Source organism: Alphaproteobacteria bacterium, from assembly GCA_024244705.1.
Taxonomy (GTDB): Bacteria; Pseudomonadota; Alphaproteobacteria; order JAAEOK01; family JAAEOK01; genus JAAEOK01.
Genome location: JAAEOK010000119.1, coordinates 22,147 through 42,853 on the forward strand (window position 1 = coordinate 22,147; position 20,707 = coordinate 42,853).

A 20,707-nucleotide genomic window follows, 5' to 3' on the forward strand; every position below is an offset into this window, starting at 1 on the left:
ATTTCAGGCTCGGTCGGCATCCGTTCATCAGGCCGGGATATCCCCGCTATTTTGCTCGACGGCAAAGGCCGCCGCGTAATCACCGACCCGTTCGGTCTCTATGGCATCACGGAGCTGATGCATAAGATACTGATAATACTGGAGATTATGCCAGGTCAAGAGCATCGCCCCCAATATTTCCTCTGATTTTGAAAGATGGTGAAGGTATGCGCGCGAATAATTCGCGCAGGCCGGACAAAGGCACGCCTCATCGAGCGGGCGCGGGTCATCCTTGTGTCGAGCGTTGCGAAGATTGACCTGTCCGCGACGCGTAAAGGCCTGGGCATTGCGGCCGGAACGTGTCGGCAAGACGCAATCGAACATATCGACCCCGCGTAGGACGGCTCCGACGATATCTTCGGGCTTGCCGACACCCATCAAGTAGCGCGGACGGTCGCCGGGCAGATGAGAGATGGTTTCCTCCAACGTAGCGAACATACGTTCCTGACCCTCTCCGACCGCAAGGCCACCGATTGCATACCCGTCGAATCCCGTGGTGGATAGGGATTGCGCGGATTCCGCGCGCAGCCTCGGGTAGATGCTCCCCTGCACAATCCCAAACAATCCGTAACCGGGACGGGGGCGAAATGCGGCCTTCGACCGTTCTGCCCAGCGCATGGACAAGCGCATGGATTGGGCCGCGGTCTCCTCGTCCACCGGCCAGGGCGTGCACTCGTCCAGCGCCATCGTGATGTCGGCGCCAAGCAGGTGCTGGATCGCGATGGATTTCTCCGGCGACAGCACGTACCGGGTGCCATCGATATGCGACTGAAAGGTGGCACCATCTTCATCGATTTTCCGCAACTTGGCCAACGACATGACTTGGAACCCTCCCGAATCGGTCAAGATCGGGCCACTCCAGTTCATAAACCGGTGTAGGCCCCCGAGCCGCTCGATCCGTTCCGCCGTCGGTCGAATCATGAGGTGGTAGGTGTTTCCGAGTATGATCTCGGCGCCTGTTTCACGCACCGCCTCCGGCCGCATCGCCTTGACCGTCGCAGCAGTTCCGACCGGCATGAATGCCGGGGTCTCGACCGAACCATGGGCGGTTACCAGCCGACCGCGGCGGGCTTCGCCATCGCGCGCCGATATATCGAAGCCAAAGGCGATCACATTATCGCCCGGTGCAACAAACACGCATCGCCGAAGGAGAAGAAGCGGTACCGCGATTCGATGGCATGGGCATAGGCCGCCTGCATGCGCTCCAACCCGGCAAACGCCGACACGAGTATGAAAAGTGTCGATTTGGGCAGATGAAAATTGGTCAGCAGGAGGTCCGCGGTTCGGAAGCGATAACCGGGACAAATGAAGATGTTGGTCCAGTCGTCGAACGGTTGGATCCGGCCTTGTTCGTCGGCAGCCGATTCGAGCAAACGGAGACTGGTGGTGCCGACCGCCACGATCCGCCCGCCGGCGTCGCGCACGCGATTGATCTTATCCGCCGCGTTCGCCGAGACATGCCCACGCTCCGCATGCATCCGATGGGCCCGAATGTCCTTGACCCTGATCGGAAGAAAGGTGCCGGCCCCGACATGCAAGGTCAGGTTTACCATTGTCGCCCCTGTGCCGGCGACGGCGTCCAAAAGCCGCGTCGTAAAGTGCAGTCCCGCGGTCGGAGCCGCCACCGCGCCCTCGTGCTTGGCGTAGATAGTCTGATAATCGCGAAGGTCCCGCTCATCTGCAGGGCGTTTTATGTAAGGCGGCAGCGGCATGCGCCCGTACACATCCAATTGTGCCCGGAAATGGCCTGGATCGTTCGCGAAGCGCACTGCGACCTCTCCACCTTCATCCTTGGAAACAACGTCGGCGAAAAAATCCGTGCCAAAGTCGATCCGGTCTCCAACGCGCAACTTTTTCGCCGGCCGCGCGAAGGCGCGCCATTGATCCGATCCATCGGCGGCATGAAGCGTCAAATGGATCCGCGTTCGCCCACGAAGGCCGGTCAGCTGCGCCGGAATAACACGTGTGTCGTTGAACACCAGTACGTCATCGGGACGCAGAAGATCGGGCAACGAATGGACTGCCGAATCCTGAATTCGCGGCCCAACCACAAGCAGTCGCGCACTGTCGCGTGGATCCGCGGGTCGCTCCGCGATCAGATTGGGCGGCAACTCGAAATCATAGGATTCCAGCGAGGCGGCGGTCGCCGGCGGATCACGGTCGAGCCGTCTGGTGTTCGATGTTGGCATGGGCGTCGCGTTGCTCGATTTGACCCGGTGCGGAAAACTAGCTCTTTCTCGCAATAAATTGCACCAACCAAACATTATGATGCGCGTGGAATCTGAACCGTCGCTTGGTCTATAAGGGCGCGACTATTGTCAGGGCCGGAAAAGAATGAGCGCGCAACCAATTCGTGTCGAAACACCCTCGGGAAAGGGCGCGGGAGACGAGAATTTCCCGGTTGGCTCCATGCTTCTGCCGGCGCGCCTTCGACCGCATGTCGCGAAGTATTATGCCTTCGCGCGAGCGATCGATGACATCGCGGACAACCCCGATCTCGCGCCTGAGGACAAAGTGGCCCGGCTCGACGGTTTCGACAAGGCGCTGATCGGAGAAATTGATGACGAACCCGCCTTTGCGAAAGCCTATGCGATACGAATGAGCTGCGCCGAGACCAATGTCCCGATCGCGCATTGCCGCGACCTCATCGTCGCGTTCAAGCAGGATGCCGTGAAGCTGCGCTATCGGGACTGGGATGACCTTATGGGATATTGCAACAATTCGGCGTCGCCGGTCGGAAGATACCTGCTCGACTTGCACGGAGAATCGCGGGACCACTACCGCTACTCCGACGCCCTCTGCAATGCCCTTCAGGTCATCAACCATCTCCAGGATTGCCAGGATGACTATCGGAACCTCGATCGGGTCTATTTGCCGGAGCCGTGGCTAATAGAAGCCGGAGCAACGGTCGCGGACCTGGGCGGCACGCAGTCCAATGCCGGCGTGCGGCAGACCATAGAACGATGCCTCACCTACACCGAACGCCTCATGACCGACGCCAGGCGGCTGCCGGGCGTGCTGCGCAACCGGCGTTTAGCCTACGAATCTTCGGCTATCGTGAGGTTGGCCGACACACTGATCGATCGCCTCCATCGTCAGGACCCATTGGCTCGGAGGGTCGAGCTTTCCAAACCGCACTTTCTGTGGTGCGTCGCCATGGGAATCGCACGGGCATTGCTAAACCGCGCCGACCGGTCAAAGAGACATGGTGAAGGTTTATGACGCAGAATTGATACTTGACATTTCATGCGCCGCCTGCCTCGCGAGTGGTGTGTATCAGGCGGTAGCACTCCGTGCCTGGTCGTGATCGGTAGGAATCAGCGGGATCCCGTCCATGCCAGGGCTGGATGTGGCGACCTCCAGTCTCGGTAAGAAAAATAGCGGTTTTCTTAGCCGATCATGAAATCATCGGTTCTCAAATCCCAACAACCGAGAGTATAGGGCGACCCCAAAGCCGCCAATGCCGATACGAGCGTGGCCCGGATTTCGCCTACCGATTTGTTGAAGTGTCATCTACTGTTAGGCTGGTTTTGTATTTGAAAACGCTCAAAGTGTATGGTGTATTCATTATTCGCGAGATAATAATTTTTTCCTAGCATCATCGACCGTGATGCATTGGATAGCGAACAAACTCAGGGGGTTTGTTGACAGTGTCTAGCAGAACGCCACTACTCGACCGGGTTTGCGTCCCGGCCGACATGAGGGAGTTACCCGAGTCCGACCTGCGCCAGTTAGCCGACGAGTTGCGCTATGAAATGATCGATGCCGTTTCCGTAACGGGCGGCCATTTCGGCGCCGGGCTTGGTGTCGTCGAATTGACCGTGGCGCTTCACTACGTATTCAACACGCCGGACGACCGAGTCATTTGGGACGTCGGTCACCAGGCCTATCCACACAAGATTCTCACCGGGCGGCGGGATCGCATCCGCACCATACGCCAACACGGGGGCCTCTCGGGCTTCACCAAGCGTTTGGAAAGCGAATATGACCCGTTTGGTGCCGCGCACAGCTCGACCTCCATATCATCCGGCCTCGGCATGGCCGTCGCGCGAGATCTGTTGGGCGGCGACAACAACATAATCTCGGTGATCGGTGATGGCGCTCTGAGTGCCGGCATGGCCTATGAGGCGATGAACAACGCCGGCGCTTTGCAGTCCCGGTTGTTGGTCGTTCTGAACGACAACGACATGTCCATTGCACCGCCGGTCGGGGCAATGAGCGCCTATCTGTCGCGCCTGATCTCGTCGAAGTCGTACCAATCCCTCCGCCACATCGGCAAGGAGGTCGCCAAGAAATTTCCCAAGGCGCTCGAGACGGCGGCGCGACGCGCCGAAGAATATGCGCGCGGAATGGTAACCGGCGGAACGCTCTTTGAGGAAATGGGCTTCTATTATGTTGGCCCGATCGATGGGCACAACATGGATCACTTGGTGCCGATCCTGAAAAACATCCGTGATGCTGACGAGGGTCCAATTCTACTCCATATCGTGACCCACAAAGGCAAGGGATACGAGCCGGCGGAAAAATCGGCCGATAAGGGTCATGCGGTCGCTAAGTTTGACGTCGAAACGGGGCAACAAAAGAAACCCGCGCCCAATGCGCCGAATTATACGAAGGTCTTTGCGAACGCGCTCATCAAGGAGGCGGAGAAAGACGAACGGATCGTCGCCATAAATGCGGCCATGCCTTCGGGAACCGGACTGGACCTGTTCGCCCAGGCCTATCCCGACCGATGTTTCGATGTCGGCATTGCCGAGCAACACGCGGTGACATTTGCGGCCGGACTGGCGACCGAGGGAATGAAGCCATTTGCCGCGATCTATTCGACCTTTCTCCAGCGAGGGTATGACCAGGTCGTTCACGACGTCGCCATACAGTCGCTCCCGGTCCGTTTCGCCATCGACCGCGCCGGCCTGGTCGGCGCGGACGGCCCGACCCACGCCGGCTCGTTCGATATTGCTTATCTCGGATGCCTGCCTGGATTCGTGGTCATGGCCGCGGGCGACGAGGCGGAGTTGGTACACATGGTGGCGACCGCGGCGGCGATCGACGACCGCCCCTCCGCGTTTCGCTACCCGCGTGGCGAGGGCATCGGCGTGGAGATGCCGGACCAAGGCGTTCCGCTGGAGATTGGTAAAGGCCGAATTCTCCGTGAGGGGACCACAATTGCTCTGCTTTCCTTGGGCGCCCGCCTTAAGGAGTGCCTGGAAGCAGCCGATGAGCTGTCGGTGCGCGGATTCAGCACGACGGTTGCCGACGCCAGGTTCGCCAAGCCCCTCGACACCGACTTGATAATTCGGTTGGCAAAGGAGCACGAGATCATCGTGACCATCGAAGAGGGTGCGATCGGCGGGTTCGCCTCTCATGTGCTCCAATTCCTCAGCACGGCTGGCATGTTGGATCGGGGTCTGAAGATCCGACCCATGATTCTGCCGGACTATTTCATCGACCACGGCTCGCCCGAAGGCATGTACGAGGAAGCGGGGCTCAAAGCACCAAATATTGTCGAGACCGCGCTGGCGGCGCTCGGCCGGCAATCGGAAATCAAGGCCGTGCGAGCCTGAATGTCGTTCTGTCAAACGTCGTCGATGGTTGTTCGGGGCTGACCGTCTGCTGCTGTGAGCGGGACCAACTCCGGACCATTGCTCTCAAACCAGCGAGGACAGGAGCGTTATGCCAGAAGGCCTGACGGCGATTGCTGCTTTTTCCTTGCTGATCTGGCTTTATCTGGCGCTTTTTCACGGGCGCTACTGGCGCGCCGATCAACGCTTACCGCAAAACCCACCTGAGCTCGATCAATGGCCGGCGGTGGCCGCAATCATACCGGCACGAGACGAGGCCGATGTCATTGGCGAAACGGTCCGCTCGCTTCTGAACCAGGACTATCCGGGGAAGTTCAATGTCGTTGTCGTCGATGACCGGAGCACCGACGGGACGGCCGAAGTCGCGCAGCGCGCAGCCGACGAAATGGCCGCCCCCGACCGATTTGCCATGATCGAAGGCGCATCTCTTCCGCAAGGTTGGTCGGGCAAATTGTGGGCGCTTGATCAGGGCGTGACCTGGGCATCACAAAACCTGTCCGGCGTCGAATATTTCCTGCTCACGGATGCCGATATCGCCCACGACCGACTGGCCCTTCGCCGCCTGACTTCGAAGGCCGTGCTCGAACGTCATGACCTGGTGTCGTTGATGGTACTTTTGCATTGCAAGAATGGCATTGAGCGATTTTTGATTCCCGCCTTCGTATATTTCTTCCAGCAGTTATACCCGTTTCCCGAGGCCAACCAGCGCGGGCGCAAAGTTGCGGCAGCCGCCGGCGGCTGCATGCTGGTACGCCGACCTGCTTTGGAGCGGGTGGGCGGCATCCAGAGCATTCGCTCGGCGTTGATCGATGATTGCACGCTCGCGGCGGCGATCAAGGCGACCGGTACCATTTGGATTGGATTGGCCGAAGACTCACGCAGCATCCGTCCCTATGACGGCATTGGCGAAATCTGGGACATGGTCGCCCGGACCGCGTATACCCAGCTTCGTTACTCTCCCCTCTATTTGGTTGGGACGGTTTTCGGACTGATCGTCACCTACCTCGGCCCGGTGGTGACGATAGTCCTTGGATTGATGTTCGGCGCCGGTCAAGCTATCGCGTTCGGCGTCATCGCGTGGGCGATCATGATCATGACCTATGCACCGACCCTCAAGCTATATCGGCTGCCGTTTATCTATGGCCTCGTTCTGCCCTTCGTGGCCCTGCTATACACCGCGATGACGATTGATTCTGCGAAGCGCCACTGGGAGGGGCGTGGTGGGGCCTGGAAGGGCCGGACCTACACCAATATCGAAGGTTTTTGATGCACCGCCCCACCCTCACGCGGCCGTATCCGGGGTTCCGATATTTGGCCCGGCCCCCCACATCTGCGGGCTGGCGTTTTTGGAGACGGCGAAGTAATAAGCGGACCCTATCTCGAATCCACCAACAACATCTCGCATGATATCCGACTCCACCGGTAATAGACCCGCCGGCACCGCACCTGATCGAGAGGCGCTAGAGCATGTCCGCCGCATCACCAAGGCGTCGGGGACGTCATTCTTTTGGGCCATGCGATTGCTCACCGAAAGGCGGCGCGATGCCATGTTCGCCATTTACGCGTTCTGCCGGGAGATCGACGATATCGCCGACGAGGAGGCGCCCACGGCCGACAAGATTACCCGGTTGAACGCATGGCGTGATGAGATTGACCGGCTCTACGAGGGCCAACCCAGATTCCCAATCTCACGCGCTCTGGCCGGACCGCTTTCCGACTACAATCTCGAAAAGGCCGATTTTCTGGCATTGATCGAAGGCATGGAAATGGACGCAACCCGAACGGTATGCGCCCCCACCATGGCCGAGTTGGAATATTACTGCGATCGCGTCGCCTGCGCCGTCGGACGGTTGTCGGTTAAGGCCTTTGGCGCGACTGAACCCGAGGCCGTAGACGTTGCATTCGCGCTCGGTCAGGCACTGCAACTTACGAATATCCTAAGAGACCCCCTCGAGGACGCGGAACGGGATCGCCTGTATCTGCCGTCCGAGCTCTTGCTGAAACACGGGATTGGGTCGCGGGACCCGCGTACGGTCCTATCCCACCCTAGTTTGCCCGATGTCTGTCGGGATTTGGCCGACGTCGCCGATCGAAGATTCGACGAGGCCGATGCGGCTTTAGCAAAATGCGCCCGCCAACCCATGCGGCCGGCGATCGTCATGAAGGAGATTTACCATCGTTATCTCGAAAAACTCATGGCCGGCGGCTGGCGAGACCTGAGTTACCGAGGGTCCCTGTCCGGGCCGGAGAAGTTGTGGATTGGATTGCGGTACGGATTGCTTTAGCGGGCTGCTGATCGATGACCAGGGTCCACATCATTGGTGCCGGTTTGGCCGGACTTGCAGCCGCAACCCGGTTGTCTCGTCACGGCCATGACGTCACGGTCTATGAGGCGGCGGGGCACGCCGGCGGGCGCTGCCGGTCCTACCACGATGACGTACTCGGCATTGAAATCGACAACGGCAACCACCTGCTGCTCAGCGGCAATCATGCCGCGATGGACTTCCTCGACGAGGTCGGTAGTCGCGGGACCCTCTTCGCGAGTGAACGCGCGGCGTTTCCCTTCGTGGACTTCGCCGACGACGCGAGATGGACCATCCGCCCCAACCGGGGCCGCCTTCCATGGTGGGTGTTGTCGCCGCGCATGCGCGTGCCGAATACGACCGCGGCCGATTATTTCCGCGCCTTGCGATTACGAAGTGTCGACGAAAATGAGACCGTTGCCGAGGTTTTCGATCCGCAACAACCCTCATTCCGGCGATTTTGGGAACCGCTGACGGTTGCCATCCTGAACGCGCGCGCGGACGAGGCGGCGGCGTCCCTGCTATGGCCCGTACTTAAGGAGACCTTCGGTCGCGGCGAACAGGCTTGCCGAGCCTGCATCGCTCGAACCGGGCTGTCCAATAGCTTTGCGAGGCCTGCGGTTTCGGCGCTCAAATCTCGCGGACGGGCCGTTCATTTCAATGCCCGCCTCCGCGAGGTCGAGAAAACGGAGAATCGGCTCGGCACTCTGAGGTTTTCGAAAGAAGACATCGAAGTTACCGGCGGCGATAGCGTCATTCTTGCCGTTACACCCTCGGTCGCGGCCTCTCTGCTTCCTGACCTGACTGTGCCGGTCGGGAGCCGCTCCATTGCCAATGCTCATTTTCACCTGGAAGACGACGCGCTGTCGCTCAACGACATTCCCTTCCTCGGCATCATCGGCGGCACCGCTGAATGGCTTTTTGTACGGGATCGCGTTGTCTCTGTCACCGTAAGCGCTGCCGAGCATGTCATTGATTTGGATGGTGAAAGTCTGGCCACGCGCCTTTGGAATGATGTCACCCGCGCGCTCGACCTGGTGGACATGGCAATTCCGCCCTATCGGATCGTCAAGGAAAAGCGCGCAACTTTCGCCCAGACGCCGTCGAACATCGGTCGCCGGCCGGGGCCGGTTACCGCGCTGAGCAACGTGTTTCTCGCCGGCGACTGGACAAATACTGGGTTGCCGGCAACCATCGAGGGCGCCATCCGCAGCGGCAATGCCGCAGCCGTGGCGGTGATCGCAAAAACTTGATGAAATCCTTGATTTTGCGGCCAAATATAGGCACATAGGATGATCGTGAAGGGGTCATTGGCGACTGAAGGCGCCGATGGGGACAATTATGACCTATTATCAGGGATGACAGCGTTGGCGATGCAAAGCGCAGCGGCCTATGAAGCAATGCGCCGCCCTGCGGACGATCTGGATTCGGTCGACCGGACTGTCGCCGAGGTTCGATCGGCATTCCATGATATCCAAGCTTCGGATGGACATTGGCTCTATGAGCTTGAGGCGGATGCGACGATTCCATCCGAATACGTCATGCTTGAGCACTATCTCGACGAAATCGACGATGCGCTCGAGCACAAGATTGCGGTCTACCTGCGCGACGGCCAAGGCGAGCACGGCGGGTGGCCCTTGTTCTATGGCGGTGACTTCAATATCAGCGCGACCGTGAAGGCCTACTACGCACTCAAGCTTATCGGCGATGACATCGACGCCCCGCATATGCGGCGGGCCCGGGAAGCCGTGCTGGCACGGGGCGGGGCCGCACGCGCCAATGTCTTCACGCGCTTTGCCCTCGCCCTGTTCGATCAGATCCCGTGGTGCGGCACGCCGGTGATGCCGGTGGAAATCATGCACCTGCCGAGCTGGTTCCCGTTCCACCTCGATAAGGTCTCATATTGGTCACGAGCGGTGATCGCCCCGTTGCTCGTGCTCACCGCGCTCAAACCCAAGGCTCGAAACCCGCGCGGCATTCACATTCAAGAGTTGTTCGTCACGCCGCCCGCAGAGGAGAAGACCTGGAACCTCAATCCGACCGGCGCCTGGGTCGGCGAGTTCTTCCTGCTGCTCGATCGTGCATTGCAGAAAGTCGAGCCGCATTTCCCGAAGGGGCCAAGAAAAAGAGCAATCCAGAAGGCAGTGGATTTCTTCGCCGAACGCCTCAACGGCGAGGATGGCCTCGGCGCCATCTACCCGGCGATGGCCAACAGCGTCATGGCCCTTGATGCCCTCGGCTATCCCAAGGATCACCCAGACCTCATCATTGCGAAGAAATCGATCAAGAATCTGCTCGTTGAATTCGAAGACCGCGCCTATTGCCAACCTTGTGTGTCGCCGATTTGGGACACCTCCCTCGCCGCCCATGCAATGTTGGAGGCGGGCGACAGTGGACGCGGCGACGCCACCGGACGCGCGCTCGATTGGCTCAGAGATCGTCAAATACTGGATGTGGTTGGCGACTGGGCCGCGCAGCGCCCCGATCTGCGACCGGGCGGCTGGGCGTTTCAGTATTGGAATGATCACTACCCTGATGTCGATGACTCGGCTGTGGTGGCGCTCGCGCTGCACCGTGCCGACCCCGATCGCTACAAGGAATCGATCGACCGCGCTGCCGAATGGGTGCTCGGCATGCAGTCTGCAAATGGGGGCTGGGGCGCGTTCGATGCAGATAACGAACACTACAAGCTCAATTCTATTCCGTTTGCCGACCACGGGGCGCTTCTCGATCCGCCGACCTCCGATGTGACGGCACGCTGCTTGGGCATGCTGGCGCAGCTCGGCTATACACGCGACCATCCCGCCGTGGCCAAGGCGGTCGACTTCCTGATACGCGAACAGGAAGAGGATGGATCATGGTTCGGCAGATGGGGCACCAACTACGTTTATGGGACCTGGTCTGTTCTTTGCGCCTTGAACGCGATCGGCGAGGACCCCAACCAGCCCTATCTTCAAAAGACGATCGCCTGGCTGCGCGGCCAACAGGGCGAGGACGGCGGCTGGGGCGAGGACGGCGCCACCTATTGGGCAGATCGGCGAGGGGATTGCAAGGAGAGCACGCCGTCGCAGACCGCCTGGGCGCTGATGGCGCTGATGGCAATGGGTGAAGTCGATAGCGAGACGGTAAAACGCGGCGTCGATTTCCTCATGACGGCACCCCGACAAGGCACCAAGTGGGACGAGCAATGGTACACCGCGGTCGGATTCCCGCGGGTGTTCTATCTCCGCTACCATGGCTACAGCGCGTACTTCCCACTGTGGGCGTTGGCCCGTTATCGCAACCTTCGCCGGGCGAACGATAAGTCGGTCGCCTACGGCATGTAGCAACCTACCGTCCGCCTCGATCGGTCATGAATATCGGTGTCATCACCGGTATGGTTATCGAGGCTCGTTGTTTCGGCGCGGAACCCGCAAATTTAACGATCGAAGTCACCGGCGCGGACCGAAACCGTACCCGTGACGCATGCCAGAAACTGTGCCGGGCAGGTGTAGAATCGCTGCTGAGTTTCGGGTTGGCCGGCGGTCTAGACCCCAGGTTCGAACCGGGTGACCTCATCATTGCCGATTCGGTGATCGGAAGTGGTGGCGCGCGACACGAAACCGAATCGCGATGCCGTCCCATATTGTCCGCAAACGCCAAGGGTATATTGCCCTATCAGATTGCGCCCATCATCGGCAGCGCGGTGGCAATTCGGACAAAGGAAGAAAAGGCCGAGCTCTACCGCAAGTACGGCGCCGCCGCGGTCGATATGGAGAGCGACATCGTCGCCGAAATGGCAACCGCTTCGAGCTTGCCGTTCGTGGTCGTGCGAGCGGTGGCGGATGCAGCCGACTGTCAGGTTCCCGATGCGGCGATCGTTGGTCTTGGCGAAGATGGAAGAACCCGGCCGTTTTCGGTCATGGGATCACTGATCACCCGCCCAAGCGAGCTGTTACCGCTCATCAAACTGGCCTTGGGAACGCGGCGTGCACTGGCCGCCCTGCGGCTCGCCGCGCCACTTATTCAGGAAGCGATGCGCACTCCGGAAGGGTGAGGTTCGCGATATTCACCCATCGGCGCAACGAATCGTCGGAGCATCGGCATAGCGCGCCGGACCCCATTGGGGGCCGTTATGCTGCGTGGCTTCGATCCGTCCCCGACGCCGCCTCGGCTTCCGATTCCGTCGCATGAGCCTCATCGAGGAACTTCTCGACATGGCGAGAGAATACGTACTCGGCCGGGCGCTGCTCTTCGAGAGAAATCTCAGGTGCCATCGGCCCTTCCGTGCGCACACCGCGAAGAGCCACGCCGAGCGCCCTCAGCGAATGACGAATGGTGTCATTGACCGCGGTGGGCTCATAGCCGCAATGGACCATGCAATTTGCACATTTCTCGTAGTTACCCGTGCCGTACTGGTCCCACGCCGTTTCTTCCATGAGCTGCTTGAAGGTAGGCACATAGCCCTCGCCGAGCAGATAACACGGCTTCTGCCAGCCGAACACGTTGCGAGTAGGATTACCCCAGGGAGTGCAATGGTATTCTTGATTGCCGGCCAAGAAATCGAGGAACATCGACGACTGACTAAACCGCCATTTGACGTCGCGCTCGCGCCCCTTGCGGAAGACGTCCCTGAACAAAGTCTTCGTCTTCTGCCGCGACAGGAAATGCTCCTGATCCGGCGCGCGTTCGTAGGCATAGCCGGGCGAGACGGTAATGCCCTCCACACCGAGATCGTTCGCGAAGTCGAAAAACGAGGCGATGTCATCGGCGGTGACGCCGTCAAATACGGTAGTGTTGACGTTGACCCGGAAACCCCGATCGCGCGCCGCCTTGATCGCCTTGACCGCCTTCTCGAACACGCCCTTCTGGTTTACCGCACGGTCGTGCTCTTCCTCCAAACCGTCGAGATGCACGGAGAATGTGAGGTATTGGCTCGGCTTGAACAGGTCGAGCTTCTTCCCGAGCAACAGGGCATTGGTGCACAAATAGACAAACTTCTTCCGCGCGACGATGCCTTCGACGATCTGGTCGATTTCCTTGTGAATGAGCGGCTCGCCCCCGGGAATCGAGACGATCGGGGCTTCGCACTCGTCGACGGCATCGAGGCACTCCCGAACGCTCAAGCGACGATTGAGGATCGCGTCGGGATAGTCGATTTTTCCGCATCCAGGACAAGCCAGATTGCATCGGAACAAGGGCTCAAGCATGAGCACGAGGGGATAACGTTTGTTTCCCAAAACATGCTGCTTGACGATATAAGCGCCGACACGAACTTGCTGTATCAAAGGAACCGCCACAATATCACCTACTAAGATTAACGCGTTTAACCAATTGGCCCGGCAAAAGGAAAACCGAATCTCCGGTCTACAAGACCGATCTACATCGCTACGTCGCGAAGTTCTTCGGGCAGTTTGAACTGGACGTTTTCCTGGATCCCATCGAGCACCTCGACATCGATACCGGTGTCCAAGGCGCGCAATCGTCCTATCAGTTCCTGCACCAAGTCCTCTGGTGCCGATGCGCCGGCCGTTATCCCGACCGCGTCCGCACCCTTCAACCACGCCGGGTCGAGCGCCGCCGCGTCATCGATGAGATAGCTTGGCACGCCCATTTCGGTACCGATCTCGCGCAGCCGATTCGAGTTCGAGCTGTTCTGGGCGCCGACAACGAGAATGACATCGACCTCGCGCGCGAGTTCCCGGACCGCGGCCTGCCGATTCTGCGTGGCATAGCAGATATCCTTGACATCGGGTCCGACGATTTTCGGGAAGCGAACTTTGAGTGCCTCGATAACCTCCCGCGTGTCATCGACACTCAATGTCGTCTGGGTAACGTAGGAGAGCTTGGAGGGATCCGATACCTCCAACGTCGTCACATCTTGCGGCGTCGAAACGAGATGCACCTTTCCCGGGATCCGTCCCATCGTTCCTTCGACTTCGGGATGGCCCTCGTGGCCGATCAGGACGACTTCGTAGTCTTTTTCCGCGTAGCGTTGCCCCTCTTTGTGCACTTTGGCAACCAACGGGCATGTTGCATCGATTACCGGCAGGCTTCGCTCACGTGCCGTATCCTCGACCCGTTGCGATACGCCATGGGCGCTGAAGACCGTGATTGCTCCCTTCGGAACTTCGTTCAATTCCTCGACAAAAACGGCGCCTTTCGCCTTCAGGTCCTCGACGACACGTTTGTTGTGAACGATTTCGTGGCGCACATAAACGGGCGGTCCGTAAAGGCGGATAGCGCGTTCGACGATCTCGATCGCACGCTCGACCCCGGCGCAAAAGCCTCTCGGCTGAGCAAGAATAACCCGCATAACCATCCCCTCACCCGTCCGAATCGTGCGATCCGGAATGGAAAAAAGTCACTGCTCTTGCGGCGGCCGACTGAAACAGCCGCGAATGAACGTGATCAAATTCTTATGCGTCTAGTGACTACCACGAATGAGGCCAAGACACCAATGGAATCACGCGTCCTAAAGCCTTCAACCGCTTCACTTTTCTGCAAAATTTCATCAAAATTCGGTTTCGCCGGGTTTGCCGTCAAACCCATCGGCCAGGAATATTGTGCACTGCAACAAAAAGGTCAAGCGAAGATTTGCAACGAGACGGAACCGCCAGTCGGGGACCGCGTCTCTGGCCCGCCGGCGTGCCAATGCGCCCGCACTCGTGGGACAGCCCAATGGGCCCGGTTCGAAACAGCGGGAGGTGGACAACAATTATGGCACCTGTCTATGCTCCCGCGGTCCCGGCACCCTGATTGCCACGAAAGACGGATTTTGCACCGGTTTCAAGTGATAGCGCTGGCAATCGGCCTTGCAGCGGCGGTTGCCGTAATCGGGGTTTACGGTTTTTCAGACATCTCCGCGGCCGTTTTCTCGGCCGGGTGGGGCATCGTTTGGCTGGTCGGCTACCATGCGCTGCCACTTTTCGCCGACGCGATGGGATGGGCCACGCTGATCCGGCAGCGCCCGGCGCCATCCTTCGGCATGCTGTATCTGATCCGTTGGATTAGCGAATCCGTCAACAATCTCATGCCGGTGGCCCAGGTCGGCGGTGAATTCGTCAGGGCCAGGCTGGCGCAAAAAGAAGGCTGCCGCGGTGCCGAAGCCGGTGCCTCGGTCGTAATCGACGTCACCATGGGACTGTTTGCCCTGATGGCCTTCTCATTAATCGGCGTGGCGCTCTTGGTATGGAAGATCGAGGCTAACGACCAGATTTTCTCGATCGTTGTCGGCGTCTTGATTTTCTTCGCTCTCATTCTTGGATTCTACTTCGCGCAGCGTGCCGGGATGATCGGCCGTGCCGGCGAGCTCACCGCCCGCATCGGAGGTTTGGTCGGGACGGACCGCCTGACAAATTTGGTTGGCGGAACCCGGCGCCTTGATGATGCCTTGCATGCAATCTATCGCCAACGCGCACGCCTCGCCTCATGCGCCGCCCTTCGCCTGGCATCGTTCGTCATTGGCTCCGGTGAGGTATGGATCGGTCTGAATCTCCTTGGCTACCCTGGCGGAATTGCAGACGCTGTCATCATAAACGCCATTACCATGGCAGTGCGAAGCGCGGCCTTCGCTATACCCGGGGGCCTCGGCGCCCAAGAGGGCGGTTTCTTGATCGTCGGTACAATGCTCGGGCTATCGCCAGAAATTTCTTTGGCACTGGCGTTGCTGCGACGAGTTCGGGAGATCTTGTTCGGCGTTCCTGGGCTGGCAATTTGGTGGTTGCTGGAAAACCGTACCTATGGTCACGCCGGCGACAGCGCTAGAGACTGATTCGCCACGTGGTTCCACACCGGCAGCAGGTCTTGCCGCAACACATCCGACCACGATGGCCAAGTCAATTCCACGTTTTGGCGGGCTCTTTCAGCCATCTGACGGCGACGCTCGACATCGCAGCCGAGGCTCTTTATTGCATCCGCCCATGTCCGCGGTTCGATTTCATCGACCAAGAGGCCGTCATGTTGGTGTCGCGCAACCATCGCATTTGAACCGCCACGAGACGAAACTATGATTGGCAGGCCACTGGCTTTGGCTTCGACGACGACATTCGGCGTCAGCTCGGTCGTCGACGGGAACACGAACAAATCGGCGCTCGCATAGACAACGCGCAGATCGGCTTGACTGAGCGGACCCGGTAAGGTTGCCCTTTCGCCGAGCACGTCCCGAACTGCGCCCCGTTGGGAGCCACGCCCAATGAACATGGCGTGGATCGGGAGCCCCTCATCGACGAGAAGGCGTACCGCTCGCGCTAGCACCATTGCGTTCTTACTCGCATCCACCCGACCGACATAGAGTACCAGCAGCTGATCTGGAGAAATCCCGAAGCGTTCGCGGATCACCGCACGATCGCGCCATTTCGGATGAAAATAATCCTTATCGATACCGCGCCGGAGTCGACCGACGCGAGACTCCGGCAGCAATTTCAGGGCCCGTCGATGATCGGCATCGCTGGAAGCCAAAACATATGTCGACGCAGAGATATAGCTGTCGAGCGCGGCACTCATCGAGGCTGCGGCGCGTTCATGAACTTCCAGCCGGTCGAGCAGGTAGCGCCCGACATATCCCGGGCCGGCGAGGCGTTCGACCATGCTACGGGTGAAGATACTGGTGTATTTCGGCGTGTCGGTGTGGGTCGAGCTTACCAGCGGCACACCGCGCCGATGGGCATAGGCTCGGGCCGTCTTGGCAAACGCGAAATACGCGTCCGTCGCGTGAATAACGTCATAATTCGGCAATTGGCGGCGCAGCCCAGCGTGCCGTGGCGCCAAATCCGTGTGATCGGGCGTATCACCAAGAAATGGTACGCGTGCGGTGCTCAGGACCGGCCGGTGAATGACAAACCGAACATTGGACGCGACGATCCGACGCTCATCGCGATCGCCGGAGAAATGCACGGTTAGATCAAGATAATCGCTGAATTGCGCCGCCGCCTCCGCCAAGCGCTCCCAGCACTTTACATGCCCTCCAGCTAGCTCGCTCAGATGCAGATCAACCAGGGCGCCGACGCGGATTGTCGGCGATTTGACGGAAGGGTCAGGCATTTTCCTTATTCACAACTTGCACCGAACTCAGTGAGAGCACACATAGTATCGACCGCTCGCTGTTTTTAGAGGAGGGAGATCCGTGCTCAAGAACTTGTGTCTCGCCGTTACCGCGGCGACCTATCTAGGGTTCAGCAATCCGGCCGTCATTTTGGCACAGGACACACCATCCGGTGAGATCGAGCGTTATTACGACGTCCTTCATGACGCATGGACCCGAGCCGATGAATTGGGTTTCAGCGGTCGGTTTGAACTCCTCGAACCGGCGATTCGCGACACATTCAACATGCCGTATATCGCTCAATTCACAGTCGGGCGCTACTGGAAAAAACTGACCGACGATCAGCGGGTCGTTCTGATCGACGCGGTTACACGGCTAAGCGCAGCGACCTACGCGTCCCGATTCGACAAATATTCCGGCGAACAATTCAAGGTCCTTAGCGAAAGTCAGACCGATCGCGGCGACTTGCTTGTCCTCACCAACATAATCGATTCGAAGGGTGATCCGGTCGATATCAATTATCTGATGCGCCAAAATAGCGAAGATTGGCGTATTATCGACATCTACTTGAAGGGATCGATCAGCGAACTCGCAACACGTCGCTCCGAATTTACTTCGGTCATGAAACGAGAAGGTTTCGATGGCCTGATCTCCGCGATCAATAAGAAAGTTGCTGGATTAGAGGAATAGTTGCGCCGGTGGATGACGACAAAGGGCACCCCGATTCCAAAGATCTGATTCGCGATCGTAGCCCGTTCAATCAGCGAGTCGGTTACCGTTTGGTCGAATGGCGGGACGACTATGCTCTCGTCGAACTCGATGTTCGCGACGACCACATGAACAGGCGCGGTGCCGTACACGGCGGCGTATTGATGACGGCGATCGATGCCGCCGGAGGCTATTGCGGCACGTTCTGTCCCTATCCCGGCCGCACACGTATGTGCGTAACCGTCTCTTTGACAACAGAGTTCCTTCGCCCTGCCGGGCACGACGAACGCTTGGCAATCACGGCGCGGCGGCGCGGCGGCGGTCGTGGATTATTCGCCGCCTCCATCGAGGTTCACGACCAACACGATCATCTAATCGCTCTCGGCCATGGTATATATCGATATGTCAGGGGCAGCGGTGCGCCCGATGGGATTCCGGGCGCCGATTCGACGGAGCGCGACGACGATGCCTGACCAGTGCCATCATGTCGTCGCATGGGAGTTAGCGGGATGAAATACACAACCCTTGTCTTCATGGCTCTCGCCTGTTGCGTCATTGTGACGGCGCCGGCGCCGGCCGACAGCGTGCGCGGCGGGTGCTATGCGGAATCGGACCACTTCCGGTGTATCGACCGGCCCTATCGAGAGGACCGCTCCATACGTACGCCCGTTGTTCCACCACGACCGAGCTTTTCCCCGGCCGAGCAACGCACGCTGGATATGACAGGGAAACCACGGTTTACCGGCCATACGGATTCGTTGCGACCGGAGTTGCGGCCGCAGGGCGCGGTCAGTGCCGCCGAGGGCCGCGCGCGGCGTTACCGTCCAATCCCCGACCAGGACGCCGGCCGCTACATGCCGGGCACGCGCATAAGCCCCAGTTCGCCACTCTTCGGCCGCGCCGGCTCGGCCGGCGCCTTCGGGCTCCGCAGCGGATCAGTCCTGAGGCGAAACTAAGCCGTCAGACGGCAGACCGGTATCAATCGCGCCCTCGGCCGCGAAATGCCCGATCTCTTCGTTCGAATAACCCAATTCGCCGAGGACCTCCCGCGTATGTTCGCCAAAATCCGGCGCCGGGCGCGCGATTTCGGATGGGGTACGCGTAAATTTCACTGGCGATCCGATCGATTTCACCTCGCCCAGCCGGCGGTGAACCGAACTCGTCACCATTTCACGGGCGATCGTTTGGGGATCCTCGTGCATTTGCCCAATGTCGAGAACAGGACCCGCCGGCAAGCCTGCCTCGCGCAATCGCTCCAGCCAATCCGCCGTCGTTCGCTGTCTGAAATAGTCGGTCAGGAGTTCGACGAGTTTTGGCAAGTTTTCCATCCGCCCGGCGTTTTCGGCGAAGCGCGGGTCCTCGTCGAGGGCCTCCGCGCCCAGAACCTCCAGAAGACGCTTCCAATTCGTTTGATTAGCGGCACCGATGGTGACCCACCCGTCGGCGGTTTCAAAGGCCTGATAAGGAGCCATAAGCGGATGGGCCGATCCCATGGGTCCCGGTGAAACTCCTGTCGCAAAACAAATAGCCGACTGCCAGTAGGTATGAATGATTCCCGCCTCGAAGAGCGAGGTATCGATCATTTGCCCCTCACCGGTTTTGAGACGGTGTGTATAGGCTGCGAGAACGCCCATCGCGGCCAGAACCCCAGCGGTGATATCGGTCATCGGCGCACCGACCTTTACCGGTGGGCGCCCGTCGCCCTCGCCGGTTATGCTCATGAGGCCGCTCATGCCCTGTGCTATGAGATCGAATCCGCCCCGATCCGCGTACGGTCCGGTTTGCCCAAATCCGGAGATCGCACAATAGATCAACGCCGGATTTACACTTTTTAGAGTTTCATAGCCGATGCCGAGGCGGTCCATGGTGCCCGTTCGCTGATTTTCGACCACGACATCGGCGGCGGCGGCGAGACGCAAGAAAATTTCGCGACCCGAAGTCGATTTGAGGTCGATGGCGATACCGCGTTTGTTGCGGTTCATCATCAGGAACGCCGCCGAGACATCGTCGATCGCCGGCGGCACGGCGCGCCGAATATCGTCGCCACCGGGTATCTTTTCGACCTTGATAACATCGGCGCCGAGATCGGCGAGCATCAATCCGCAGGTCGGTCCCGCCATGATGTGGCCGACCTCGACCACCCGCATCCCAGTTAGCGGACCGGCCATATTAGCGGCCCTTGAAGACCGGCCGTTCCTTTCGCAGAAAAGCTCGAAAGGCAGCGCGATAATCCTCGGTATCGAAGGCGGCATAGGACTCGCGCAGTTCGGCCTCCGTCACCGGTCGGGGATCCATTAGGCGGCGCGCGAATTCCTTATGCCAGCGATTGACGAGGGGCGCACCGTCGGCGATTCGGCGGGCCGTTCCATAGGCCTCCTCCTCGACTTTGTCGTCGGGCACGACCCTAGTCACCAGCCCCTTCTCCTCGGCCTCGTCAGCGCCAAAAACCCGCCCTTCCAGGACAATCTCAAGGGCGGTCGCCCGGCCCACCAGATCGATCAGCGCGCTGATCTCAGGATACGGCATCACGACACCGATGCGGTTGATCGGCACGCCGAAACGGCTCGACACGCCGCAAATCCGAATATCGGCCATGGAGGCGAGCTCGAGCCCGCCACCGACGCATACACCCTCGATCAAGGCCACCGTCGGATGCCTGCAATCTCGAATTCCATACATCGCCCGGTGCATCAGTTCGCCATATTCGGCCGCCTGGGAACTATTCGCCCGGGTCGATTCGAACTCGGCAATATCCGCGCCCGGAGAAAACGTGGCGCCGGCACCGCGGATGACAATACAGCGGAGTTGGTCGTCTTTGGATAAGTCCCTCAACGCGTCGCCGATGCCGGCCCACATCGGCTTGTTGAGGGCGTTCATCTTTGCCGGACGGTTTAGGACAACCGTCGCAATATCATCATTTCGCTCGACAAGTATGACATCTGCCATGGCCGCGACACTCCGTTTCCGAGCCGCACAGCGTAAGGAGAAGCGGCGCCTGGCGCAATCGAGACAAGGTACCGCAGCGCGCTTCGCTATCGGGAACGCAATGACAT

General features: G+C 59.5%; 18 protein-coding genes. 11 read left to right on the forward strand and 7 right to left on the reverse strand.

The features are described 5' to 3' along the window. Positions 1–27: 27 nt before the first annotated feature. Positions 28–1,152, reverse strand: coding sequence for a tRNA guanosine(34) transglycosylase Tgt (tgt, locus tag GY791_21515; GenBank protein MCP4330971.1), 1,125 nt, complete (start codon positions 1,150–1,152; stop codon positions 28–30). Further along, on the reverse strand, positions 1,149–2,228 hold the full coding sequence (gene queA, locus GY791_21520; protein MCP4330972.1) for a tRNA preQ1(34) S-adenosylmethionine ribosyltransferase-isomerase QueA: 1,080 nt from the start codon (positions 2,226–2,228) through the stop codon (positions 1,149–1,151). Before queA ends, tgt begins: the two co-directional genes overlap by 4 nt. 145 nt (positions 2,229–2,373) lie before the next feature. On the opposite strand from queA, the gene hpnC reads away from it, so the two are divergent. From hpnC to GY791_21555, 7 genes are all read left to right on the forward strand, one after another. Then, positions 2,374–3,261 carry a squalene synthase HpnC gene (hpnC, locus tag GY791_21525; GenBank protein MCP4330973.1) on the forward strand — a complete coding sequence of 296 codons (888 nt, stop codon included), beginning with the start codon at positions 2,374–2,376 and terminating at the stop codon, positions 3,259–3,261. A gap of 428 nt (positions 3,262–3,689) precedes the next feature. Next, complete coding sequence (dxs, locus tag GY791_21530; protein ID MCP4330974.1) at positions 3,690–5,603, forward strand: 1-deoxy-D-xylulose-5-phosphate synthase; 1,914 nt, start codon at positions 3,690–3,692, stop codon at positions 5,601–5,603. A gap of 109 nt (positions 5,604–5,712) precedes the next feature. Further along, positions 5,713–6,888: a glycosyltransferase gene (locus GY791_21535; GenBank protein ID MCP4330975.1), complete on the forward strand. Its 1,176-nt coding sequence runs from the start codon at positions 5,713–5,715 to the stop codon at positions 6,886–6,888. Between the two features lie 136 nt (positions 6,889–7,024). Beyond that, a complete protein-coding gene (hpnD, locus tag GY791_21540) occupies positions 7,025–7,906 on the forward strand; it encodes a presqualene diphosphate synthase HpnD (protein MCP4330976.1) in 882 nt (293 codons plus the stop codon). A 14-nt stretch (positions 7,907–7,920) separates the two neighbouring features. Beyond that, entirely contained in the window at positions 7,921–9,177 is a 1,257-nt protein-coding gene (locus GY791_21545) for an NAD(P)-binding protein (GenBank protein ID MCP4330977.1), read from the forward strand. Positions 9,178–9,282: 105 nt separating this feature from the next. Beyond that, positions 9,283–11,250 carry a squalene--hopene cyclase gene (gene shc / locus GY791_21550; GenBank protein MCP4330978.1) on the forward strand — a complete coding sequence of 656 codons (1,968 nt, stop codon included), beginning with the start codon at positions 9,283–9,285 and terminating at the stop codon, positions 11,248–11,250. Positions 11,251–11,276: 26 nt separating this feature from the next. Then, complete coding sequence (locus GY791_21555; protein MCP4330979.1) at positions 11,277–11,960, forward strand: hypothetical protein; 684 nt, start codon at positions 11,277–11,279, stop codon at positions 11,958–11,960. Positions 11,961–12,036: 76 nt separating this feature from the next. Here GY791_21555 and hpnH read toward each other — a convergent pair whose 3' ends face one another. Together hpnH and ispH are read right to left on the reverse strand one after the other, a co-directional pair. Beyond that, on the reverse strand, positions 12,037–13,203 hold the full coding sequence (gene hpnH / locus GY791_21560; protein MCP4330980.1) for an adenosyl-hopene transferase HpnH: 1,167 nt from the start codon (positions 13,201–13,203) through the stop codon (positions 12,037–12,039). 80 nt (positions 13,204–13,283) lie between these two features. After that, entirely contained in the window at positions 13,284–14,225 is a 942-nt protein-coding gene (gene ispH / locus GY791_21565) for a 4-hydroxy-3-methylbut-2-enyl diphosphate reductase (protein ID MCP4330981.1), read from the reverse strand. A gap of 138 nt (positions 14,226–14,363) precedes the next feature. Between ispH and GY791_21570 the strand changes: the two genes are divergently transcribed. Beyond that, the gene (locus GY791_21570) at positions 14,364–15,677 is read left to right on the forward strand and encodes a flippase-like domain-containing protein (protein MCP4330982.1); all 1,314 of its coding nucleotides are present in this window, start codon (positions 14,364–14,366) and stop codon (positions 15,675–15,677) included. Here the strand turns inward: GY791_21570 and GY791_21575 are convergent. Continuing rightward, a complete protein-coding gene (locus tag GY791_21575) occupies positions 15,650–16,945 on the reverse strand; it encodes a glycosyltransferase (protein MCP4330983.1) in 1,296 nt (431 codons plus the stop codon). The two genes, GY791_21570 and GY791_21575, sit on opposite strands and share 28 nt — an antisense overlap. 82 nt (positions 16,946–17,027) lie before the next feature. On the opposite strand from GY791_21575, the gene GY791_21580 reads away from it, so the two are divergent. The 3 genes from GY791_21580 to GY791_21590 are packed head-to-tail and all read left to right on the forward strand — an operon-like array spanning position 17,028 to position 18,610. After that, positions 17,028–17,636: a hopanoid biosynthesis protein HpnM gene (locus GY791_21580; protein MCP4330984.1), complete on the forward strand. Its 609-nt coding sequence runs from the start codon at positions 17,028–17,030 to the stop codon at positions 17,634–17,636. 8 nt (positions 17,637–17,644) lie between these two features. Next, positions 17,645–18,127, forward strand: a complete 483-nt coding sequence (locus tag GY791_21585; GenBank protein MCP4330985.1) for a PaaI family thioesterase — start codon at positions 17,645–17,647, stop codon at positions 18,125–18,127. A 36-nt stretch (positions 18,128–18,163) separates the two neighbouring features. Beyond that, complete coding sequence (locus GY791_21590) at positions 18,164–18,610, forward strand: hypothetical protein (protein ID MCP4330986.1); 447 nt, start codon at positions 18,164–18,166, stop codon at positions 18,608–18,610. Here the strand turns inward: GY791_21590 and GY791_21595 are convergent. Together GY791_21595 and GY791_21600 are read right to left on the reverse strand one after the other, a co-directional pair. Then, a complete protein-coding gene (locus GY791_21595; protein ID MCP4330987.1) occupies positions 18,590–19,822 on the reverse strand; it encodes a CoA transferase in 1,233 nt (410 codons plus the stop codon). The two genes, GY791_21590 and GY791_21595, sit on opposite strands and share 21 nt — an antisense overlap. 1 nt (position 19,823) lies before the next feature. After that, positions 19,824–20,600: an enoyl-CoA hydratase/isomerase family protein gene (locus GY791_21600; protein MCP4330988.1), complete on the reverse strand. Its 777-nt coding sequence runs from the start codon at positions 20,598–20,600 to the stop codon at positions 19,824–19,826. Positions 20,601–20,707: the final 107 nt, after the last annotated feature.

What these genes read in the sequence shown, in the direction of transcription:
- GY791_21590 (MCP4330986.1), top strand. Translation starts at nt 18,164, where the DNA reads ATGAAATACACAACCCTTGTCTTCATGGCTCTCGCCTGTTGCGTCATT.
- hpnC (MCP4330973.1), top strand. Translation starts at nt 2,374, where the DNA reads ATGAGCGCGCAACCAATTCGTGTCGAAACACCCTCGGGAAAGGGCGCG.
- GY791_21555 (MCP4330979.1), top strand. Translation starts at nt 11,277, where the DNA reads ATGAATATCGGTGTCATCACCGGTATGGTTATCGAGGCTCGTTGTTTC.
- ispH (MCP4330981.1), bottom strand. Translation starts at nt 14,225, where the DNA reads ATGGTTATGCGGGTTATTCTTGCTCAGCCGAGAGGCTTTTGCGCCGGG.
- GY791_21545 (MCP4330977.1), top strand. Translation starts at nt 7,921, where the DNA reads ATGACCAGGGTCCACATCATTGGTGCCGGTTTGGCCGGACTTGCAGCC.
- GY791_21570 (MCP4330982.1), top strand. Translation starts at nt 14,364, where the DNA reads ATGGAATCACGCGTCCTAAAGCCTTCAACCGCTTCACTTTTCTGCAAA.
- queA (MCP4330972.1), bottom strand. Translation starts at nt 2,228, where the DNA reads ATGCCAACATCGAACACCAGACGGCTCGACCGTGATCCGCCGGCGACC.
- GY791_21535 (MCP4330975.1), top strand. Translation starts at nt 5,713, where the DNA reads ATGCCAGAAGGCCTGACGGCGATTGCTGCTTTTTCCTTGCTGATCTGG.
- GY791_21575 (MCP4330983.1), bottom strand. Translation starts at nt 16,945, where the DNA reads ATGCCTGACCCTTCCGTCAAATCGCCGACAATCCGCGTCGGCGCCCTG.
- hpnD (MCP4330976.1), top strand. Translation starts at nt 7,025, where the DNA reads ATGATATCCGACTCCACCGGTAATAGACCCGCCGGCACCGCACCTGAT.
- GY791_21595 (MCP4330987.1), bottom strand. Translation starts at nt 19,822, where the DNA reads ATGGCCGGTCCGCTAACTGGGATGCGGGTGGTCGAGGTCGGCCACATC.
- GY791_21600 (MCP4330988.1), bottom strand. Translation starts at nt 20,600, where the DNA reads ATGGCAGATGTCATACTTGTCGAGCGAAATGATGATATTGCGACGGTT.
- shc (MCP4330978.1), top strand. Translation starts at nt 9,283, where the DNA reads ATGACAGCGTTGGCGATGCAAAGCGCAGCGGCCTATGAAGCAATGCGC.